The sequence below is a fragment of the Streptococcus sp. S784/96/1 genome (assembly GCF_902729355.1).
GTDB classification, from domain to species: Bacteria; Bacillota; Bacilli; order Lactobacillales; family Streptococcaceae; genus Streptococcus; species Streptococcus caledonicus.
The window spans coordinates 33171-53231 of sequence record NZ_CACVCC010000006.1; the positions used below are offsets into that span (position 1 = coordinate 33171).

The 20061-nt window shown below is 39.6% G+C and carries 23 protein-coding genes; 5 read left to right on the plus strand and 18 right to left on the minus strand.

The annotated features are described in order from the left end of the window. Window positions 1-21: 21 nt before the first annotated feature. From ftsX to queG, 4 genes are all read right to left on the minus strand, one after another. A complete protein-coding gene (gene ftsX / locus GZ996_RS03185; RefSeq protein ID WP_162011314.1) occupies window positions 22-951 on the minus strand; it encodes a permease-like cell division protein FtsX in 930 nt (309 codons plus the stop codon). Continuing rightward, complete coding sequence (ftsE, locus tag GZ996_RS03190) at window positions 944-1636, minus strand: cell division ATP-binding protein FtsE (RefSeq protein ID WP_156806477.1); 693 nt, start codon at window positions 1634-1636, stop codon at window positions 944-946. The genes ftsX and ftsE overlap by 8 nt, the downstream gene beginning before the upstream one ends. Before the next feature lie 122 nt (window positions 1637-1758). Next, window positions 1759-2854 (minus strand): peptide chain release factor 2 gene (prfB, locus tag GZ996_RS03195; RefSeq protein ID WP_156806476.1). Its coding sequence is split into 2 segments (ribosomal slippage): window positions 1759-2781 and window positions 2783-2854, totalling 1095 coding nucleotides; the frame shifts between segments, so codons are not numbered across the junction. A gap of 48 nt (window positions 2855-2902) precedes the next feature. After that, on the minus strand, window positions 2903-4024 hold the full coding sequence (queG, locus tag GZ996_RS03200; RefSeq protein ID WP_162011315.1) for a tRNA epoxyqueuosine(34) reductase QueG: 1122 nt from the start codon (window positions 4022-4024) through the stop codon (window positions 2903-2905). A 106-nt stretch (window positions 4025-4130) separates the two neighbouring features. On the opposite strand from queG, the gene GZ996_RS03205 reads away from it, so the two are divergent. After that, window positions 4131-4550, plus strand: coding sequence for a hypothetical protein (locus GZ996_RS03205; protein WP_162011316.1), 420 nt, complete (start codon window positions 4131-4133; stop codon window positions 4548-4550). Window positions 4551-4991: 441 nt separating this feature from the next. Further along, the gene (locus GZ996_RS03210) at window positions 4992-5669 is read left to right on the plus strand and encodes an NAD(P)H-dependent oxidoreductase (RefSeq protein WP_162011317.1); all 678 of its coding nucleotides are present in this window, start codon (window positions 4992-4994) and stop codon (window positions 5667-5669) included. Between the two features lie 48 nt (window positions 5670-5717). Here the strand turns inward: GZ996_RS03210 and GZ996_RS03215 are convergent, their stop codons facing one another. The 8 genes from GZ996_RS03215 to GZ996_RS03250 form a co-directional block, all read right to left on the minus strand. Further along, window positions 5718-6221, minus strand: a complete 504-nt coding sequence (locus GZ996_RS03215; RefSeq protein ID WP_156806472.1) for a GNAT family N-acetyltransferase — start codon at window positions 6219-6221, stop codon at window positions 5718-5720. A 22-nt stretch (window positions 6222-6243) separates the two neighbouring features. Continuing rightward, the gene (locus GZ996_RS03220) at window positions 6244-7293 is read right to left on the minus strand and encodes a PhoH family protein (protein WP_162011319.1); all 1050 of its coding nucleotides are present in this window, start codon (window positions 7291-7293) and stop codon (window positions 6244-6246) included. Window positions 7294-7396: 103 nt separating this feature from the next. After that, on the minus strand, window positions 7397-7855 hold the full coding sequence (locus tag GZ996_RS03225) for a rhodanese-like domain-containing protein (RefSeq protein ID WP_156806470.1): 459 nt from the start codon (window positions 7853-7855) through the stop codon (window positions 7397-7399). Between the two features lie 210 nt (window positions 7856-8065). Further along, window positions 8066-9001 carry a manganese-dependent inorganic pyrophosphatase gene (locus tag GZ996_RS03230; RefSeq protein ID WP_156806469.1) on the minus strand — a complete coding sequence of 312 codons (936 nt, stop codon included), beginning with the start codon at window positions 8999-9001 and terminating at the stop codon, window positions 8066-8068. A 76-nt stretch (window positions 9002-9077) separates the two neighbouring features. Then, window positions 9078-9308 (minus strand): hypothetical protein, encoded by a 231-nt coding sequence (locus tag GZ996_RS03235; protein WP_162011320.1) that lies wholly within the window; start codon window positions 9306-9308, stop codon window positions 9078-9080. After that, window positions 9281-9424, minus strand: coding sequence for a hypothetical protein (locus tag GZ996_RS03240; RefSeq protein ID WP_156806467.1), 144 nt, complete (start codon window positions 9422-9424; stop codon window positions 9281-9283). Before GZ996_RS03240 ends, GZ996_RS03235 begins: the two co-directional genes overlap by 28 nt. 153 nt (window positions 9425-9577) lie before the next feature. Next, complete coding sequence (locus tag GZ996_RS03245) at window positions 9578-11989, minus strand: flavocytochrome c (RefSeq protein ID WP_162011345.1); 2412 nt, start codon at window positions 11987-11989, stop codon at window positions 9578-9580. A gap of 19 nt (window positions 11990-12008) precedes the next feature. Then, entirely contained in the window at window positions 12009-12617 is a 609-nt protein-coding gene (locus GZ996_RS03250; RefSeq protein WP_162011321.1) for an NADPH-dependent FMN reductase, read from the minus strand. A 221-nt stretch (window positions 12618-12838) separates the two neighbouring features. Between GZ996_RS03250 and GZ996_RS03255 the strand changes: the two genes are divergently transcribed. Both GZ996_RS03255 and GZ996_RS03260 read left to right on the plus strand, forming a co-directional pair. After that, window positions 12839-14044 carry an L-lactate MFS transporter gene (locus tag GZ996_RS03255; RefSeq protein WP_162011322.1) on the plus strand — a complete coding sequence of 402 codons (1206 nt, stop codon included), beginning with the start codon at window positions 12839-12841 and terminating at the stop codon, window positions 14042-14044. A 63-nt stretch (window positions 14045-14107) separates the two neighbouring features. Then, window positions 14108-14974 (plus strand): helix-turn-helix transcriptional regulator, encoded by an 867-nt coding sequence (locus GZ996_RS03260; protein ID WP_162011323.1) that lies wholly within the window; start codon window positions 14108-14110, stop codon window positions 14972-14974. A 179-nt stretch (window positions 14975-15153) separates the two neighbouring features. On the opposite strand, the gene pflA is transcribed toward GZ996_RS03260, so the two are convergent. The 6 genes from pflA to GZ996_RS03290 form a co-directional block, all read right to left on the minus strand. Further along, entirely contained in the window at window positions 15154-15945 is a 792-nt protein-coding gene (gene pflA, locus GZ996_RS03265; protein ID WP_156806466.1) for a pyruvate formate-lyase-activating protein, read from the minus strand. Window positions 15946-16092: 147 nt separating this feature from the next. Further along, window positions 16093-16482: a rhodanese-like domain-containing protein gene (locus GZ996_RS03270; protein WP_156806465.1), complete on the minus strand. Its 390-nt coding sequence runs from the start codon at window positions 16480-16482 to the stop codon at window positions 16093-16095. Between the two features lie 9 nt (window positions 16483-16491). Next, entirely contained in the window at window positions 16492-17463 is a 972-nt protein-coding gene (locus GZ996_RS03275; RefSeq protein ID WP_161978779.1) for an ROK family glucokinase, read from the minus strand. A gap of 86 nt (window positions 17464-17549) precedes the next feature. Then, complete coding sequence (locus tag GZ996_RS03280; RefSeq protein ID WP_156806463.1) at window positions 17550-17756, minus strand: YqgQ family protein; 207 nt, start codon at window positions 17754-17756, stop codon at window positions 17550-17552. A 512-nt stretch (window positions 17757-18268) separates the two neighbouring features. Continuing rightward, window positions 18269-18994: a metallophosphoesterase gene (locus GZ996_RS03285; RefSeq protein ID WP_156806462.1), complete on the minus strand. Its 726-nt coding sequence runs from the start codon at window positions 18992-18994 to the stop codon at window positions 18269-18271. Between the two features lie 54 nt (window positions 18995-19048). Next, the gene (locus GZ996_RS03290; RefSeq protein ID WP_332307257.1) at window positions 19049-19537 is read right to left on the minus strand and encodes a Dps family protein; all 489 of its coding nucleotides are present in this window, start codon (window positions 19535-19537) and stop codon (window positions 19049-19051) included. Between the two features lie 122 nt (window positions 19538-19659). Here GZ996_RS03290 and GZ996_RS03295 point away from each other — a divergent pair, with 122 nt between their 5' ends. Then, on the plus strand, window positions 19660-20058 hold the full coding sequence (locus GZ996_RS03295) for a prepilin peptidase (protein ID WP_156806460.1): 399 nt from the start codon (window positions 19660-19662) through the stop codon (window positions 20056-20058). The last annotated feature ends 3 nt before the right edge of the window (window positions 20059-20061 follow it).

Below are 20061 nucleotides of genomic sequence, written 5' to 3' on the forward strand. Positions count from 1 at the left end.
TCCAATCTGAAAGGCTTTTCTTTATACTTTAAGATAACGGCGAATAGAAAGAACTGACCCCATAGATCCAACTAAAATCCCTACAAGGAACAAAGCTCCAATAGCATAGTAGCTATACGGGTTAGGATCATACATTGATAAATGCTCAATTGAGAGATTTTTCTGGAAACTGTTGTAAGCATACTGATATCCAATATAAAGAATAACAGCTGGAATAATTGTCCCCAGTAAACCAACCCATGCACCTTCCATGAAAAATGGTCCACGGATATAAGAATTTTTCGCTCCAACAAGTCGCATGATTTGAATCTCATGACGACGAGAAATAATGGTAATACGAATAGTATTTGAAATCATAAAGAGGGCAACAAAGGCTAGCAATAAAATTGCTCCAAATCCCCAGACACGAATGAACGATGCCATTTTAAAGATTTTTTCCGTATCAGCTTTACCGTAGTCAGCACGGTCAACTCCTTTAATTTTACTGATTTCTTCAGTTACTGAGGCAACTTCTTTAGGTGATGTTGTTTGAACAACATACACGTCAGAAAGTGGGTTGGCATCCCCATCAAACATTTTCCAAGCATCGCCCATGCGTTCTTGAAGTTTCTTTAATTCTTGTTCCTTGCTTGAGAAAGTTACCGTATCAACACCTTGAATCACTTCAATTGCTTTCTGGACAACCTGGTAATTCTCATTGGGAACCATTTGACCAACATCGTTTTTTACTTCCTTATCTTGATCATAGGTATCAACGCGAAGAAAAACATTTATTTGAATATTTTCTTCAATCCCACGCGCTAATTTTTCAGTATTTAACAGCACCGCTGCAAAAATTCCAACCAGTGTTAACGTAACTGTTACAGAAAAAACAGAGGCAATGGTCATGAGCCCATTACGTTTGAGGTTTTTGAATGCCTCCCACATATAGTGGAAAAATCGTCTAATCATCGTATCCGTACTCTCCCTTCTCTTCGTCACGTACCACACGTCCACCTTCAATCGCAATCACGCGGTGGCGAAGGGTATTTACAATCTGACTATTGTGCGTCGCCATTAAAACTGTTGTTCCTTGCAGGTTAATTCGTTCAAGCAAATTCATAATCTCCCATGAATTTTCTGGATCCAAGTTTCCTGTTGGCTCGTCAGCAATAAGAAGTTTAGGATTGTTGACCAAAGCTCTAGCAATAGCAACACGTTGTTGTTCACCACCTGACAACTGATTAGGGAAAGAACGCATTTTATGTTTCAATCCAACTAAATCTAGAACTTCTGGGACACGTTTTTTAATGTTCCGAGGTTTTTCTCCAATAACTTCCATTGCATAAGCAACATTTTCAAAAACAGTTTTACGAGGAAGTAATTTATAATCTTGGAAAACAACACCTATAGAACGACGCAAAAAGGGAACATCTTTTTGACGAAGTTTCGTCAAATCGAATTCTCCCACTTTAATAGTGCCCTTTGTCGCTTTTTCTTCACGATAAAGCAATTTAATAAAAGATGACTTTCCTGCTCCTGACGGCCCAACAATGTAGACAAACTCTCCTTGGTCTACATTGACTGTAATCTCACGAAGAGCAGTTGTTGAACGATGGTACTTTTTGGTAACATCGCGTAATTCAATCAATGGCATTTAGCTTATTTCAAGAGTTTTAAAAGAACTCTTTTCCTTTCGACTTTATTTTCTTTAAAGATGATATAACCATATTATATGGCTCAGCAATGGATTTTATGGATTAACGTTTTGCTCAAGTCTTAGTCAATCAACCATTTAAGATAGGCATCCATAAAGCCTTCAATATCTCCATCCATAACCTTATCAACTTGGGCGACTTCGTAACCTGTTCGGTGATCTTTGACCATGGTATATGGGGTGAAAACGTAGGAACGAATCTGACTTCCCCAAGTGATTTCACGTTTATCACCTTTAAGGGCGTTAACTTCTTCTGCCTTTTTCTCTTGCTCCATTTGGTAGAGCTTAGCTTGAAGCATTTTCATGGCACGATCACGGTTGCCATATTGGGTACGGTCAACTGTTGAGGCAACGACAATGCCTGTCGGAATGTGGGTCAGACGTACACCAGTTGAAACCTTATTGACGTTCTGACCACCGGCACCACCTGAACGGAAGGTATCCATTTTAATATCATCATCACGGATTTCAACTTCAATCGTATCGTCCAACTCTGGCATAACTTCAACAGAGGTGAATGAGGTGTGGCGACGTTTTGCTGAATCAAATGGTGAAATACGTACCAAACGGTGCACACCCATTTCTGATTTCAAGAGACCATAAGCATTTGGACCTTCAAATGAAAGGGTCACTGACTTGATACCAGCTTCATCTCCCGCTTGATAATCAAGTGTTTCAACTTTGAAGCCCTTGGCATTTCCATAACGGGTGTACATGCGCAAAAGCATGTCAGCCCAGTCCTGAGCTTCTGTCCCTCCTGACCCTGGATGGATTTCCAAAATCGCATTATTATGATCATATGGTCCAGACAAAAGTAAGGTCATTTCATAGCTGGTCATGATACCTTCTAACTTTTCAAGGGTTTCAACCAAATCATCATGAACACTCTCGTCTTCTTCCAACATTTCAAGATAGAGTTCTGTCTCATCAGAAAGTTCTTCCATATTATGGAAAGTCTCATAAGTGTTTTTAAGCTCGTTTAACTCTTGCGATGTCTTTTGAGCCGCAATATTGTCATTCCAAAAGTCAGGCTCCGTCATACGATTTTCAAGTAAGGCAATCTCTTCTTCTAACCTATCTAGGTCAAAGAGACCTCCTGAAGCTAGTCAACTTCTCTTTGTTTTCTACTATTTTTTGGCGAATTTCAGCCACTTCCATGGGTGTTCTCCATTTCTCTTATTCAATCCTATCTATTTTACCATAAAATTAAGCGCTCTGCCATTTTTCCAAAACCAAAGCTAATTCTTTCTGGCTCTCTTCCTCTTTCGGAGAAAGGCTGCGCATAAAATCAAGGATTGCCTCATCAGGCTTTTTGACAATCTCACCGATAGCCCAGATGGCTGTCGCGGTATGAATGGGATTATTATTCTTATCGATGATTTCTAATAACTTGACCACAACACTTCTATCGTGGGCATTGGCTAGCGCGATAATGGCATTGCGTTGCAGAATATTTTTTCCCCGCCAAGAACCCGCAATCCTGCCAAATTTCTCTTTAAAGGATTTATTCGACAGTTCAAGGAATGGAATGAGTTCAGGATGTGCCAACTCTGGATCAATCTCAGAGGCTAAAGGGTTATCAATCCCTTTATTGTAAGGACAACAAATCTGACAGATGTCACACCCATAAATCACGGTCTTAATTTTCTTACGAAATTCCATGTCCATCATGCCCTTGTCCTGAGTCTGAAAAGACAAACACCGTCTGGCATTCATGGTACCATCCCCAATCAAGCAAGAGGTTGGACAGGCATCCAAGCAGCGGGTACAGTCTCCACAATCGTAATCGACTGGACTATCTGGCTCAATCTCAAGATTGGTAATCAACTCTCCCAGATACATGTAAGAGCCGTATTCCTTAGAGATGATCAGACCATTTTTGCCAATAAAGCCGATTCCTGCCCGTCTGGCCACTGCTGTATCCACAAGGGCACCTGTATCCACCATCCCCTTGTACTCAAAGTTTTCGGTTAGTTTTTCAATGCCTTCTGCCAAACGTTTCAGCTTGTCTTGTAGCACATAGTGATAGTCCAGTCCCCAAGAGTTTGGGGTAATCTTACCACGTTTGTAGGCTGTTTTCGGTGGATAAACTGGCAATTTATTGGGATAGGCAACTGCTATAGAAATAATGGTCTTAGCTGTTGCTAAGGATAATTTGGGATCAATACGCTCGTCAATATTTTTATGTTCAAAACCTGTGGTCCGTCCTTCTTCGACACCGAGGCGCAGCGATTTTTCCAAATAGGAAAAATCATCTGCCGTTGTAAACCCAATCTTTGAAATTCCAATCTCAGCAGCTAACTGCTTAATTTCTGCCTTAATATCCATAATACTTATTGTACGTAAACTTTGTGATAATGGCAATACAAGGATATTGCTATCTCATGACAAAAATCATTGAAAGCGTTATAATATAGGTAAAAGAGGTGATGCTATGACTATCAAGATAGAACGACAAACTGGTTGGCTTGACACACTAACAAGTTATCGAATTTACTTAAATTCACAGCTTGTCAGAACCATTGTCAACAATGAGATTCAAGAGATGCAGTTACCTCAGTCTCATTGTCAGCTTAGGGTCAAAAAAGACTTTCAAAAAGCAGCATATATCGACGCTATGGAGGGTGACCATCTCATCATTAAAGTCAATCAGTTAGGATACCTTTTACGTATTCTCTATTATATGGGAATAGTGAGCCTACCAATGCTTAATTTGTTCAGATACTCAAATCCCATACTAGAACAGTATAAGTACGTCATGTTAGGCTTAATCATTCTGTATATACTTATCCTAACCGTCATCTATATCACTCATCCAACTATTGCAATTATCAAAAAGACACCTAACTCATAAAATTTTGATATGATATTAGAAGAGGTACTTATCATGATTTAGATTGAACGACAGACGGGACATTTGGGAAAATTCCAAAAGTATTCTATCTATATCAATAGTGAATGGGTTGCTAAAATCAGGAATAAGAAAATAGTTAAACGTAATCTTCCACAGACATCCTGTCAACTCCGTATCAAATCTTCTCTGATAAAAAAAGTTACTCTAGATATTTCAGACGGTGAGCGACTATTAACTACACAAACCAAGCCAGGGAATATCATTCAAAATGGCTACTATATACTTATTACTATACCAATTGTTAAAAAGTTTCATCGGATTTTTCACACCATCCTTACAATATGGGCTCATTTTGTCAATGATTCTGTGCCTCAGTTTTCTAGGACTACTCATCGCCAACATAACCTTACCCTGCGTTACTATTATTAAAAAGGAGACTTTATGACCTCTATTCATGACGACATCCGTAACAATTTCAACCGCCGCATGGCTATCCGTGTGTACAATGACCAAAAAATAGCTCGTGAGGATATGGAACTTATACTCGATACAGCTTGGCTCAGCCCATCTTCTGTTGGCTTAGAAGGCTGGCGTTTCCTAGTCTTTGAAAACAATGGCACAGGAAAACTTGAGAGCATTAAACCACAGCTTAAAGAGGTAGCTTGGGGCGCTCAGCCTCAGCTTGATACTGCTAGTCACTTCGTTTTTCTCTTGGCTGAGAAAAATGCCCGCTACGACAGCTCTGCTATTTACCAAAGCCTCGTCCGCCGTGGTCTTGACGAAGAAGGTGTGAAAAGCCGTCTGCCACTCTATCAAGCCTTTCAAGAGCGTGACATGAAGGTGGCTAATGACCCTCGTGCCCTTTGGGATTGGACAGCTAAGCAAACCTACATCGCTATGGGCAATATGATGATAACCGCTATCCGCCTCGGCATAGACTCTTGCCCTATCGAGGGCTTTGACTACGACAAGGTGAACGCTATTTTAGCAGACGCCGGTCTTATCAATCCCAAAACAGAAGGCATCGCTAGCATGGTGTCCTTTGGCTATCGCCTCAAAGAACCAAAACACCCTCGTACCCGCAAATCACGTGAAGAAGTCGTGACTTGGGTGGACTAAAAAGAAATAGCATCACATCTCTACCTCTAAAAAGATAGAAATGTGGTGCTATTCTCCTTGCGACAATTCTCTTTCCGCAATAACAAAAGTGTACAACTCTTCTTTTACTTCAATACCTGTTGGTAGAAAACCCTGCTTTTCCCAAAAATGTTTTGCTTGAGGATTGGTTTTTACATAAGCTAGTCTCACTTTTCTAAAACTTCTGGAAAAATAGACAAAGGTCTCTTGAATGATTCGACTCCCTATTCCCATACCTTGACAAGATGAATTGACCATAAAAAAGCCAATAAATACAGTCTCCTCGTTTGGATAATCATAGACAAAATCCATGACTGCTACTAACTTCTCCTTCTCCCAAAAGCCAAGGTAATACTTATCACTTTGAGATTTCCCATCTGGCAAACGACGGATATCCTCTTGTATACTCGCTAAACTCGGTTCAGGTGGACAATGTCTAAAGAAAAATAGATTTCCCTGATAAAGTTCTAAAACTTGTATTAAATCCTCTTCAACAATCGGACGAACTTTGAAATATGATGATAACATTTCCATTAACTCACCTACTGTAAATAACTTATTCTTCCTCAGGTAATTCCCCAATGACTTCATAGCTGGTCAAACCAGAAGTTGCTTCGGCAGCCTCCGCCACTTCTTTCTGGAAGTCAGCTGATCGCTCATCTTCGTACGCTTTGATAATTTCAGCAACAACAGGATGACGGACAACGTCTTTAGCTGAAAAATAGACAAAGTCAATAGCTTTGATGCTCTGCAATTTTTCCGTCGCATCAATCAAACCAGACTTAACTTTCCTTGGCAAGTCAATCTGACTGATATCACCGTTGATAATCATCTTAGAATTAAAGCCAAGACGTGTCAAAAACATCTTCATCTGCATAATGGTCGTGTTTTGTGCTTCATCCAAGATGACAAAGGCATCATCTAAAGTCCGTCCACGCATATAGGCTAGTGGTGCAATTTCAATGGTTTCACGCTCCATCAGGCGCGTGGTCTGCTCTTTTCCTAAAATTTGATAGAGAGCATCATAGACAGGACGAAGATAAGGATCAACTTTTTCCTTCAAATCACCAGGAAGGAAGCCAAGACTTTCACCAGCTTCAACTGCTGGACGAGTTAAGATAATACGCTTCACCTGACCACGTTTGAGGGCAGTAACCGCCAAAGTGACAGCTAAGAAAGTCTTTCCTGTACCCGCTGGACCAATTCCGAATACCACATCATGTTTTTTCACACTATCCACATAGAGTTTTTGCCCCAAGGTCTTCACACGAATTGGCTTGCCATAGTTGTCCTTGATGATTTCCTCTTCATAGAGGGCAACAAATTTGTCAATGCTACCATTTTGAGCCATAGACAAGGCCATCACCACATCAGAGGTATTCACTACCATGCCACGACCTACCAAGACCAGCAAGGCATTAATCGTGAGACGTGCTATTTCAACAGCTTCCTCATCATCTCCTAAAATCTGAACACGCTCCGTTCTGGCATGAATAATGACACCAAGATTTTCTTCAATCAGTCTCAAATGACGCTCATTACTACCAAACAATGCCATCACATCATCAGGGTGATTTAAAGTAACTTCCACAGAATACTCTTGCAAATAGAGTTCCTCTTTCTTTCATTTAACTTGCTTTTATTATAGCAAAAAATCCCCCTAGTCGGGGAATTTTAGTTATTCACATTGAAAAACTTAATTGAAGTTCCTACTCCAAGATACCGCCAATAGCTTCTATATGCTCTACACCGCCCATATCAAAGACTTGAGTATAGCCAGCATCTCGTAAAAGTTTGACTGCTTGTGCTGAACGAATTCCTTTTAGACAATGAACATAGATTTTAGTATCTTTAGGAAGCTCTGGTAGCTTTCCGTTTTCTAAATCTGTAATTGGAAAATTCTCTGTAATACCAAAATTACCAGCTTTATACTCCTCTGCAGAGCGGACATCAAAAAACTTAGCTCCTGACTCCACATCTTCCTTAACCATATCAAAAGAAATGCGATTCGCCTTGGCATCTGGCCCCGCCTTTTCCCAATCAATCTTCTCAGCTGAAACGGAAGTTTGTTCCTTATCAGTATTTGATGTGCTCATATCAGATATTGATTGACAAGCAGTCAGAAAAAGTCCTAAGACAAACATGTTCACTATTAATAATTTCTTCATGTTAACTCCTTATACTCTTAAAAAATGGGAATAAATGGTATTTTAAGAGTATTATTTTTTTCTATATCAAATGTTTAATAATGATAGACTATCCAAGTTAAAAACAAACATTAGAATTAGCTATCAAACAAATCCATTATATAAAAGCTCTGCTTACTTTAGCAAATATTTGAGACTAAAAAACCAGCACTAAAGCTGGCTTTTTAGTTATTAAGCATTAAAGCTTTCTGTCAATTGTGGTACCACTTGTTTTTTACGAGAAACAGCGCCTGCAAGGAAGGCATGGTTGTTTTTAAGTTTAAAGTTGAAAGCTGCTTCAACCTTATCCATATTAGAACCGAGAGCAAGAATTTCTGAATTTGAATTCAAGATATCAGTAATCATAAGAACAAAGTCTGAGTAACCATTTGCTACTGATGAGGCTGTCATTGCCGCTTCGATATCTGCTTTACGCTCTAAAACTTCTGCAATATCAACAGTGTTCACTTGTGCAACACGGACACTATTTCCATTAAGCGGGAATGTTTTAGCATCAATGTCAATCAATTCTTCTGCTGACTTGCTCGCAAGATTTGTACCTGCTTTAAGAAGCTCGAGACCATATTCTTCCAAATTGACACCAGCAAGCTCTGCCAATTCTTTAGCCACTTGTGCATCAGATTCATGAGTTGTTGGTGATTTAAGAAGAAGCGTATCTGAAATCAAACCTGATAAAAGAAGTCCTGCTACTTCACGAGGAAGTGTCACACCTGCTTCTTTTGACGCGCGGTAAACGATTGATGATGCAGATCCAACTGGTTCTAAACGCATGTAAAGAGGATTTGCAGTCTCAAAGTTCGCCACACGGTGGTGGTCAATCACTGCTGCCACTTCTACTTCACGGATATCAGCGATTGATTGTTGAAATTCGTTATGGTCAGTTAAAATAACATGAAAAACACCTTCTGCTTTAGCAGATTCTACCACACGTGGAGCCTCAACACCAAAATAGTTAAGCGCAAATGCGGTTTCTTCATTAGGTATACCAAGAGCAACAGCTTCCGCATCGCGACCCCAAGCAGTACGCTCAAGATAAGCCCAACCGTATGATGATGCAATAGCATCTGTATCAGGATTTTGGTGACCAAAAACTAAACATTTAGACATGATTTACCTCTTTTTCAAATTTTTCTTTATTATACCATAAAACCATCTATCCAATAAAGCCTTACCAAACAATTCTTTAGATCATCTCATATAAAAAGAGTACTACTCTGCTTGGCAAGCGCTTGGCTTTAGAGATAGAGTATTTTTCTTTAATCCAAGACAAATACTCACCATAAGCCTCAAACTCTGGTTTTCTGACAAAATAATACAGTTTTATAAAAGCTCCGATCTTAACCTGTTCTACATTATCTTTTATAACCGTACGGATAACATTATTTTCTATAGTAAAAACTCCGCCATTATCCAACGAGGCGATAACTCATAGCGACCATCCGGTCGAATAATCTGACTATCCACTCCTCCGGAAAGAACTTTATCATGTAAGCCATCTCCCACTAACTCACCTGATAAAATAGGAATCAACTAACGCCTACCATTGATATCATTTTGTCCTACCAAAATCGTCACACCAACTTCTACCGTAATGTCAAAAACTTTTTTTAAAGCCTCCATTTTTCCTCCTCAATGATAAAACAAGAGGACTGGTACATCACCCAGTCCCCTATATTATAACTGTTAGCAATTTTCAGAAACCGCAGTAATACCTGCAATACGACCAAAGGTGAAAATATCTGTCAATGAATTACCTCCTAAACGGTTACCCGCATGGAGTCCTCCTGCTACCTCACCAGCAGCATAAAGTCCTTTGATTATGTCACCACTTTCATTGATAACGTGTGTTGTGGTATCAATTTTGAGGCCGCCCATAGTATGGTGCACTGCCGGTTTACGTGGAGTAGCATAAAATGGTGCTACTTCACATTTAAGGTCAAAACCACCCTTATTAAATTCTGGGTCAAAACCTGCGTCAACGTATGAATTGTAGTTTTTAATCGTTGTGACCAATGTTTCTGGATCAACACCAATTTGTTCTGCCAATTCTTCCAAGGTATCGGCACGGTGAAGGGTCCCTGCTGCAACTTGCGCATCAATTTTTTCTTGACTAGTATTGTAAGCTGTCGCTTTAATCTTATCGTCTGCGATAAGGTAGAAAAGTCCACCATTGTCAATCGCAGCTTGCGACAATTTGTCACGGCTGCCGTATTCGTCAACAAAGCGTTTTCCTTCTTTATTGACCATGATAAAGTTAGCAGGTGGCACTTGAAGCCCCGAGAAGAGAGCTCCCGTCACGGGATCTGACACTGGCATCATTTGGCTAAAGCCCATACCAACAAGGTCGGCACCAACAGATTGCCCAAGGAGAATACCATCACCGGTTACAGCTGGTGTATTTGATGTAGCAATATCATCATCAATCTCAGACCAATACGTGTTGTATTGTTGCAACATTTTCGTATTGGCACCAAAACCACCAGAAGCCATGACAACGGCCTTAGCATTTACTGTAATGGTTTGACCATTTCGTCCTTCAGCAATAACACCTCGAACAATACCATCAGTAACAATCAATTCTTTAACTGGTGAGTCGGTCAAAATGGTGCCTCCGTGTTCTCGAACGTATTTGTCAAGAACAGAAATGAAGGCAAATCCCATAGGCTGAACAGGCTTGTGCCCACGGCGCCAAAGTGCACCAACTGGCATGGTCACTTCATCACGAACAAACTCTACCCCAATATCTTCCAACCACCGAACAGATCCAAGGGCATTTTCTGTCAAGACTTTCACCAAGTCATAATTCCCATGAATTTCCTGTCCATTAAGGTCAGTTCGTTTTCCGCCGATATAAGTCTGAATGCGATAAAGAAGGGTTGAATCAAAAAGATAACTTGGATCTTTTAGATAATTTTCCACCTCAGCCTTCAGTGTCCTAAAGTCTTCTAAGTATTCTGGATCAATGGTTGCTTCATCCGTGTTAATCAATTCTTGAAGGTTATGCGCTTCACCTGGATTAGCCGCAAAAGTATTTTGCCAAGCAGGATCTGGTGCATTCATTGGACCACCTGCTCGAACGGTATTCCCACCGACTGCTGGGAATTTTTCAACGACAATAACTTTCTTACCTTCTTGGATAACAGCTACCGCCGCTGCAAGACCGGCACCACCACCACCGATGACAACGACATCAGCTTCATAGGTCTTATCTTCTTTGTCCAAAGCCGAAGGCGCTTTAGGGCGTTTACGAAGCACATCTGGATTACCACCTGCTAATTTAACGGCACGCGCTACCCCATCAATCACCCCATTTGAAGTGACTGACGCACCTGAAATCGCATCAACGTTAAGAGTTTGGCCTTCAATGATTTCAGCTGGAACTCGGGTGAAAACAATATCTGCAATCCCAGATGATTCACCAGATGAATCAATGTCAATTTTCTCAATCTTTTCTTCAGAAAGAGTGACCGCCATAGGAAGTTTTCCATTATGCCCCTCTGTCGTAACCGCATAAGTACCTGGTTCAAAACGAACTTCTTCTGGAATATTGAGCTGATTTGCCACCTCAACAAAACGCAAGAAACGCAAGAAACAACTATCTAAGAAATCGACTGTCCCTTCATTGGTAAGGTCACCATTCTCATCAAAGGCACGATGAGCACGACCTAAAAGGAATTCACTACCTGGCATAACAGTCGCATTAACACCGGGAGCATCTAAAATCTGACGCAGGTGCAATTGTGCACGAGATGACCCCTGCACATCGTATGACGCCCCAACAATCATGGTTGGTTTGCCATCCAATGGATGGACATTAAAAGATAACCATTCAATCAGACTGTTAAGGCTTGACGGGAGGGTATGGTTGTGCTCAGGTGTCGCAATAATTACCCCATCTGCTTCAGTAATTTTAGTATTAAACGTTTGAATCACTGGCGTGTCAGTTTGGTCATCGGTTTCATTAAACATTGGCACGTCTGTGATTTCTAAAATCTCAAGATTAGCCTTTTTCATAAAATGCTTCTGCATGAATTGCAAAAGCATGCGGTTATAAGACTTCTTCGCATTGGTACCAACAATCGCTACTAATTTCATCACTTCATTCCTCCATCACTTACGCTTTTAGCCAATCTTCCCAGATGAAAGACTTTTTACGATCAGTATCTTCTGGCTTAACTAATTGATTGGTCAAGGTCACAAATTGGACAAATTCTGCGAAATGTTCTTCCAACTCAGCCACTTTTTCTGAATTATTCAAATTAAAGTTATTATCTAAAACTTGTTCTGAGTGACCTAAGAAGAATTCTGTCCCTGGCATGACACGTGCTTTCAACTCTGGTGCATCTAGGATTTGACGCAAGTGTGCCTGTGCACGCGATGTTCCCAAAAGACCAAGTGATGCCCCTACAATCATAGTTGGTTTATTGATAAGGGCGCGACTGGTGTATGCAATCCATTCAAGCGCAGACGCTAACGGTGCTGGAATCGTATGGTCATACTCAGGTGTTGAAATAATCACCCCATCTGCAGCTAAGATTTTTTCAGAAAATACTGCCACTGTTTCTGGCGCGGTTTTGTCTTCTGGCTCATTGAAAGCTGGCAAATCCTTAATTTCCAAAACCTCAATATCAGCTTGTTGTTCAAAGTGCTTTGCCATAAACTTCAGCAATTTGCGATTGGTTGATCGGTTTGAATTGGTACCGACGATAGCAACTAATTTCATCTTGTTACCTCTTTCACAATTTTATGGTATCATTATACTACTTTTAATGCTTTTGTAAACGTTCTCTTGATAAAATTCGGGTTATTATATTATTATCTCGTGTTTTTGTATCACTTTGTGAAAAAAGTTTCAATTTTTGTATAAAACTCATTGACAGCTTTTTCGATTTTATGGTATATTCGTGAAAAAATAAACAAAGTTTCTTTTAGAGAGGGATTATTATGTCGAAATCGTTAAATCGTTGGCAAGTCATTACTGCCTCAACTGCCATTTTGCTATGTACTGGAGCTGTTTATGCCTTTTCAGTTTTTGCTGGGCCACTCAGTGCCCAGACAGGTTGGTCCATGTCAGAAATCATGATGGCGTTTACCATTAACTCTGCCATTGGCCCTATTCCCATGATTTTAGGCGGCTATCTCGTCGATAAAGGCTATGTCAAATGGACAATTGCACTCGGTGCATTGCTCTTTGCCCTTAGCTTTTTCTTAACAGGTTACGTAACAACGCCAACCATGCTTTACCTCACTTATGGTCTCATGGCTGGTTTGGGACAAGGCTTCGCTTATTCTGGCGCTTTATCTAATACATTACGCCTCTTCCCAGATAAACGTGGCTTAGCCTCTGGTATTTTAACAGGTGGTATGGGATTTGCTGCTGTTATCGTGTCACCAATCGCATCAATCATTATCCAAAGCCATGATGCAAAATTTGCCTTCCGTGCCATTGGGCTTGTCTACATTGCCGTCGTTCTTATTGCAAGTTTCTTTATTAAAGCTGCTCCTTTTGGATACGAGCCAGAAGGATGGAACCCGCCTGCTCAAGCTGGTAAGGGAATGGTTAATAAAACCTGGACTGATATGGTCCAAACACCAATTTTCTATATTATTATCTCAATGTTCTTTGTCGGTGCTTTTTCAGGTTTAATGATTGCTTCTCAAGCATCGCCAATCGGACAATCTATGTTTGGACTTTCAGCTGGAACCGCTGCGCTATATGTATCCCTGTATTCCATTGCCAATTCAAGCGGTCGTCTTATCTGGGGCTCTGTCTCAGACAAAATCGGTCGTAGCAAGACACTCCTTATCATCTACTCAGTTGTTGCAGTTGCACTTCTTGTGTTAACAGTTATCCCTGGTCAATTCGGCTTCACGCTTGGTATTATTGGACTTGGTATCTGTTTTGGTGGGGTTATGGGGGTTTTCCCATCCATTGTCATGGAAAATTACGGTCCAGCTAACCAGGGAGTAAACTACGGTATCGTCTTTACAGGTTACTCACTTGCGGCCTTCTTTGCCCCACGTGTTGCCGTACAAATGGCTACGGCCAACAATGGTAACTATAGCCAAGCCTTCTATATCGCTATCATTTTAGCACTTATAGGATTAGGACTTAACTTTCTTTACATGAAACTTCATAAAAAAGGATAAACCAAAAACTTCCTCACCTTAGGGAAGTTTTTTGGGTATAATAACACTAAAAAAGGAGAGATTATGTCAAAATATAGCCGCTTTCTAAAAGATAATCCTTCTGGCTTTCCTTTTGATTACGAGAAAAATCATATTCAAAATGGTTATCCAAATGTCATGTATCATTGGCATCCTGAATTAGAAATTATTTTTGTGCACAATGGCACAGCTTCTTATCATATTAATTCTGAACAGTTTGAAAGTCAAGCTGGTGATATCATTCTTATCCAACCAACCGCCATGCATGCTATCCATCCCTTAGACAATAGAGAAGAACACTCAACTGTTTTTCGTATTCATCTGGATAATCTTGGACGTAATAACATTGAAACTTTTAGTCAACGTTATATTCAGCCTTTACACTCTGGTCACTTTCATCTCGTTTCTCTTCTTCAACCGTCTGATACTGGATATTCTGATATCAAAAATTGCCTGCTCAGCATTTTCGCTCTCATTGAAGAACAAAGTCTCTATTACGATATGCTACTGAAAGCAAAACTACATGAGCTCTTATATCTTCTCTTTAAACACCGCCATGTCAATCGTCACTACACTGATGATACTTACCAAAAATATCAAAAACTCAAAGACTTAATCCATTTTCTTCAAGAAAATTATGACAAGGATATTTCAATTGAACAATTAGCAAAAGACTTTGGCTATAGTAAAAATCACTTCATGAGTATTTTTAAATTACACACAGGTAGCTCATGTATGGATTTTTTAATTCAATTAAGGCTCAACAAAGCCTGTGAAGCATTAATTCACTCATTAGATCCTATTTCAGAAATTGCCAAGCAGGTAGGATTTAATAACTTATCTAATTTCAATCGCCAGTTCAAACAGCGTTACCATATGACACCACATCACTATCGAAAACAAAAAAAGTGAAATAGAAATCTTGACTTCTGTTTCACTCTCACTCAAATAAAATGTTATATTCTAATACCATTCTCTTGATTTGTTCTAAACCAAATCATTCATAATGTCATTATTTTGTTACCGAAAAGCATGAAAGGCTAGACAAAAAATTAAAGCTCGACGAAGTAACGTATCAATTTTCAAAGACATTAAACTTTTGCCATACGATTCATGTATTCGGTGTAACTTTCAGTTTCCATCAAATCTTTAGCATTCTGCACACGATCTTTTGTCGGAGGTTTAACCCCTTCTAACGGATAAGGGATACCAAGTTCACGCCATTTGAATTCTCCCATAGTATGGTAAGGAAGAATCTCAAATTTATCAACATTTTTCAAGGTTTTAACAAACTTACCGAGATCAATCAAATGCTCATCAATATCAGTTAAACCAGGCACTAAAACATGACGAATCCAAACAGGAATGCCTTTATCTGATAGATAATGTGCAAATTTCAAAATATTAGTATTTGGCTGGCGCGTCACAATTTTATGCTGCACAGGATCAATTTCTTTCAAATCAAGCAAGACCAAGTCTGTTACTGCTAATAATTTGTCTAAAATCTCATGATATTCTGGTGTTGGTCGATAAGCAAACCCACAGGTATCTAAAGTCGTATGGATACCTAATTTTTTCGCTTCTGTAAAGAGAGCTATTAGAAAATCAATTTGAAGCATTGCTTCCCCACCAGATACCGTGATTCCTCCATTTTTCCCCCAAAAATGACGGAAATTGAGCGCTTCTTTCAAAACATCTTCCACCGTACGCTCGGTAGCTTTATTTGATACCATTTCCCAAGTATCAGGATTATGGCAATATTGACAGCGGAGCTTGCATCCTTGTAAAAAGATGATGAAGCGTATACCAGGCCCATCCACAGAACCAAAACTTTCGGTAGAATGCACCATTCCTGTTACCTTTTTGTAATCAATGTCAGCCATGCCGTCTCCTTGTAACCGTTTTTCTTATTTTCATTATACACTTTTCACAGTTTTATGCCTAGCATTCTGTACCAATTCCTCAAAAGTCTATGCTATAATACCCCATTTTTTGTGTACTATAAAAGCTGAGCCAATGCTCAGCTTCTATTATTTTCCAATCTTAGTCTTTCCTTGCCAATAATCAAAACCATCTTTAAGAACATAGACATCCTTAAAGCCTGCCTTTTTCAAGGTCATAATCACTTTAGGCAACTCTGTGCCACGAGTGGCATCATACAGAAGGATTGGTTTATCCTTACGGAGCGCTCCGAGCGACTGGGCAAAGCCAGGGGCTGGAAGATTGCGTGCTCTTAGAATATGCTTTTTCTGAAAGCTTCCCGTATCTCTGATATCAATGAGCTGTGCTCCTTGCATTTTACCTTCAAATTCTTTAAAACTTAGAAAAGTTGCTGCACGTCGAACACGAAAATAATTCCAAGCTAAATAGAGCCCCCATACAATCAAGATCCCCCATAAAATAAGTGATAGTGGTGTCATAGTATCTCCTTATTTGGTAACAAATTGTCGAGCCAAGCTTGCCGCACCGATAAGACCAGCATCATTTCCAAGCTCTGCAATTTTAATCTTAGTTGTCTTACGAACTTGTGGAAAAGCATAACGAGTAAAATATTTTTCAATACGACTACGTAAAAACTCCCCAGCTGCTGACACACCTCCACCGACAACAATTGAATCTGGGTTAAGAATACTTCCAAGATTTGCTGCGGCAAGTCCTAAATAGAAACCAACCTTTTCAACGACAGAATCGGCAAAACTGTCTCCTGCTGCTGCAGCTGTAAAAATATCCTTACTTGTTACTATTTCACCATTATCAATCGCTGCTTTAACGCTTGATACTCCCTCATAACTTTCTGCCAACAAACGAGCGACGCGCACTACACCCGTTGCTGAAGCTACGGTCTCTAGGCATCCATTACTTCCACAAGTACAAGCAAAACCATGGTCTGGCTCTACAATCATATGACCGATTTCACCACCAGCACCTGCGACACCGTGGATAAGATTTCCATCAGCTATGATACCACCGCCAACACCTGTCCCAAGTGTCATAAAGACGACGTCAGGATTGTTTTCACCAGCACCGACCCATCGTTCACCAAGAGCTGCCACATTTGCATCATTATCAATCGCAAATGGGATACCAAGTTCACGTTCAATCACTGAACCTACTTCTTGAGTATTATCCCAGTTCAAGTTGAAAGCACCTGTAACTGTTTTTTTCTCACGATCAACTGCGCCTGGAGAGCCCATACCAATACCAACAAAATCATCTTTTGTCAATCCATAAAGTTCCAAGCGGTGTTTGATTGACTCCACAATATTTGGCACAATCTGTTTACCATCATCCAAAATATTAGTGTCAATAGCCCATTTTTCTTGGACCTCACCATCAAGTGTTAAAATCCCAAATTTAACAGTCGTTCCACCAAGGTCAATACCTAGTAGTTTTTTTACCATCGTTTCCATACCAGTTCAATCAGTTTAGTAAGCTAACACCAGGGTAACCACTCTCAATAACAGCTGAGCTTCACTTCCTGAAAGAACTATTTCCTTTCCTTTTCAATCTCCAATCGGTGTTCCCGTCGTAAAATTAATTCAGCTAAAATATAATCATCCTTTTCAACTAAGCCATTTTGATACAAGCCCTCAATCTCAATTTTCATGAGTTCAATATCATAGAGTCGTTTACCAAGATAAATAATAATCCCAAATCGTTTCAACAACTGTTGCACATCATAGAGTGTTTTCATATAGAAATAGTACCAAAAAAAATGCTCTTTTTCAAGCAGTTTTCGCAAACGATTGCATTTTGCAAGAAAAATTAAAAATAGCTAAAATCAATCTTATCACAAATCGGCTAATGAGAAGATAAATCATCAGTTTGACTAAAATCATAGCTAATACGCTTTTTATCTCCTCTGATATGGCCAAAACCAAAGCATGTACTCACCTAATCACCTTGGTTTTCTAACATCAAGACAGGCTACCACTTTTTTCTGACAAGACGGATAGAATAAGATATAAGAGACTTTACGGTTTCCTAAAAATTCTTTTGTCTCTCACAGTTTTCCTTTCACCGCAGATTTCAACTTCCGACCGTTCAACCGCTGGATAAGATGGCAATTACTGCAAGTCAGATGATAGTAACATTTCTCATCATAAGCCGTCTGCGCAACGTTTCTCAAGCTATCGTTCACAATGATAAGCAATGCTGATAAAAGAGAAAGCTAGTAGGACCACTTCAACAATCCTCAGAGTCATTTTACTCCCCCTTTAAGTAGTCTTTGTGAAAAATTTGATAGTCGGCTTCAAGTCCATTCTCACCAATCACAACCCCATGAAGACTTCCCTGATAAACAGCGCCACCATCAATATTAAGCTTATTATTTTTATAACATAATTGCGTCTGCAATTTATCCTGACGGATAGAAGTTACCGGGGTATGCCCATGAACGACTAACTTATCTGGCACAATATCACTACCGTAAAAAGCTTCCCTAATCCAAATAGCATCATAACGACTTGTTTCCCTATAGTTTTCCAAGGTCAAATCAAAGCCAGCGTGTACACAGATAGCATAATCATGCTCATAGTAAACCGGTAGATTCGTGATAAAGTCTAATAGGTCCGCGTACTCCGACCTAAAAAGCTCTGCTATTTCTAAAGGTGACTTTTCCTCAACAATACCTGGATAAAAAAGGCTTTCAAAAGTTTCTTTGGCACCATTTCGCAGGTACCATTCCATCTTATCCTCTGGAGAGGCCAACCAGCGTAAAATCATATCCTCATGATTTCCAGTGATGCAAATGGCACCTTCGTTTTTAACAAAACACATGACTAATTCAAAGCATTCTTTGGATTTTGGACCCCGATCAGCTAAATCTCCCAAAAAGACTAATTGCTGACTTTCCTTATCCCAATGCTTCAAAAGTGCCTGCAAGAGGTCAAATTCCCCGTGCACATCCCCTACAACAAATAATTTTTTCATGAAAAAACCTCCACGTGTACCTATCATACACTTTTTGGAGGCTTTTGGCTATCTTTAAAGATTTGGAGCTTGATTGAGTTCTGCTTGTAACATCCAGATGATTTTTTGGCTATCGCCCAAAGCATCCGCAAATAGACCATTAGTCACATCATCACCTTCTTTATCAGTGACTTCAAGTCCCGTTTGATAAAGAGCTGACAAATAGCGATAAAGCTCCACTAAACGTTCTAGACGCTCTGGTATTGTCACATCATAAGAACCTGGTGTTTCTGTCAAATTTGACTCCTCATCAAATTCTTTGAGCGTTGAAAAAGGTTTGCCGCCTAGCATGATTAAGCGCTCACTAAATTCATCCAAAACATCTGCCAAATCATCCATGTACTCATCCATTTTTTCATGGAAAGCAACAAAACCCGCTCCACGCGCATACCAGTGTGCCTGGTGAATGATTGACATCGCTTTAGATATATCTGCAACAGCTTGGTTCAAAACCAATTTTGTTTCTGGAAAATCAATTGTTTTTGGTGTAATATCTATTACCATAAGAATCTCCTTTGTTCTTTGTGAAAATTTGCTAAGCATTTAAGTATGCTAATAACTTACACTTCTATTTTAGAATGATTCTAAATAAAAGTCAAAAATTTTGCTTTTACGAATAATAAGATATGGAAATCTTTTTTTACTTTTACACCCTAACACTCGGTTTTATCCTCAGCTATTATGATTTAAAAAACCAAGAGTATCCTTTAATCATTTGGCTACTTTCAACTCTATTACTACTACCATTTTACACAGCTAATCTCACTTTTACATTACTATGCCTGCTAGGAATTTTTGCCCTACTGAAAAATATCAATGTCGGTGCTGGAGACTTTCTATACCTAGCAACCCTAGGATTAGCAATCCCATTATCAGACCTTCTTTGGATTGTCCAATTCGCTAGCATCCTAGGAATTTTTTTCTACCTCTTTAAACTCAATAAACAAAAAACAATAGCATTCATTCCTCTTATAGTTATGGGCTATGCTCTTGTTTTAGTTGGAAAGGAAACAGGATTATTGTAACTA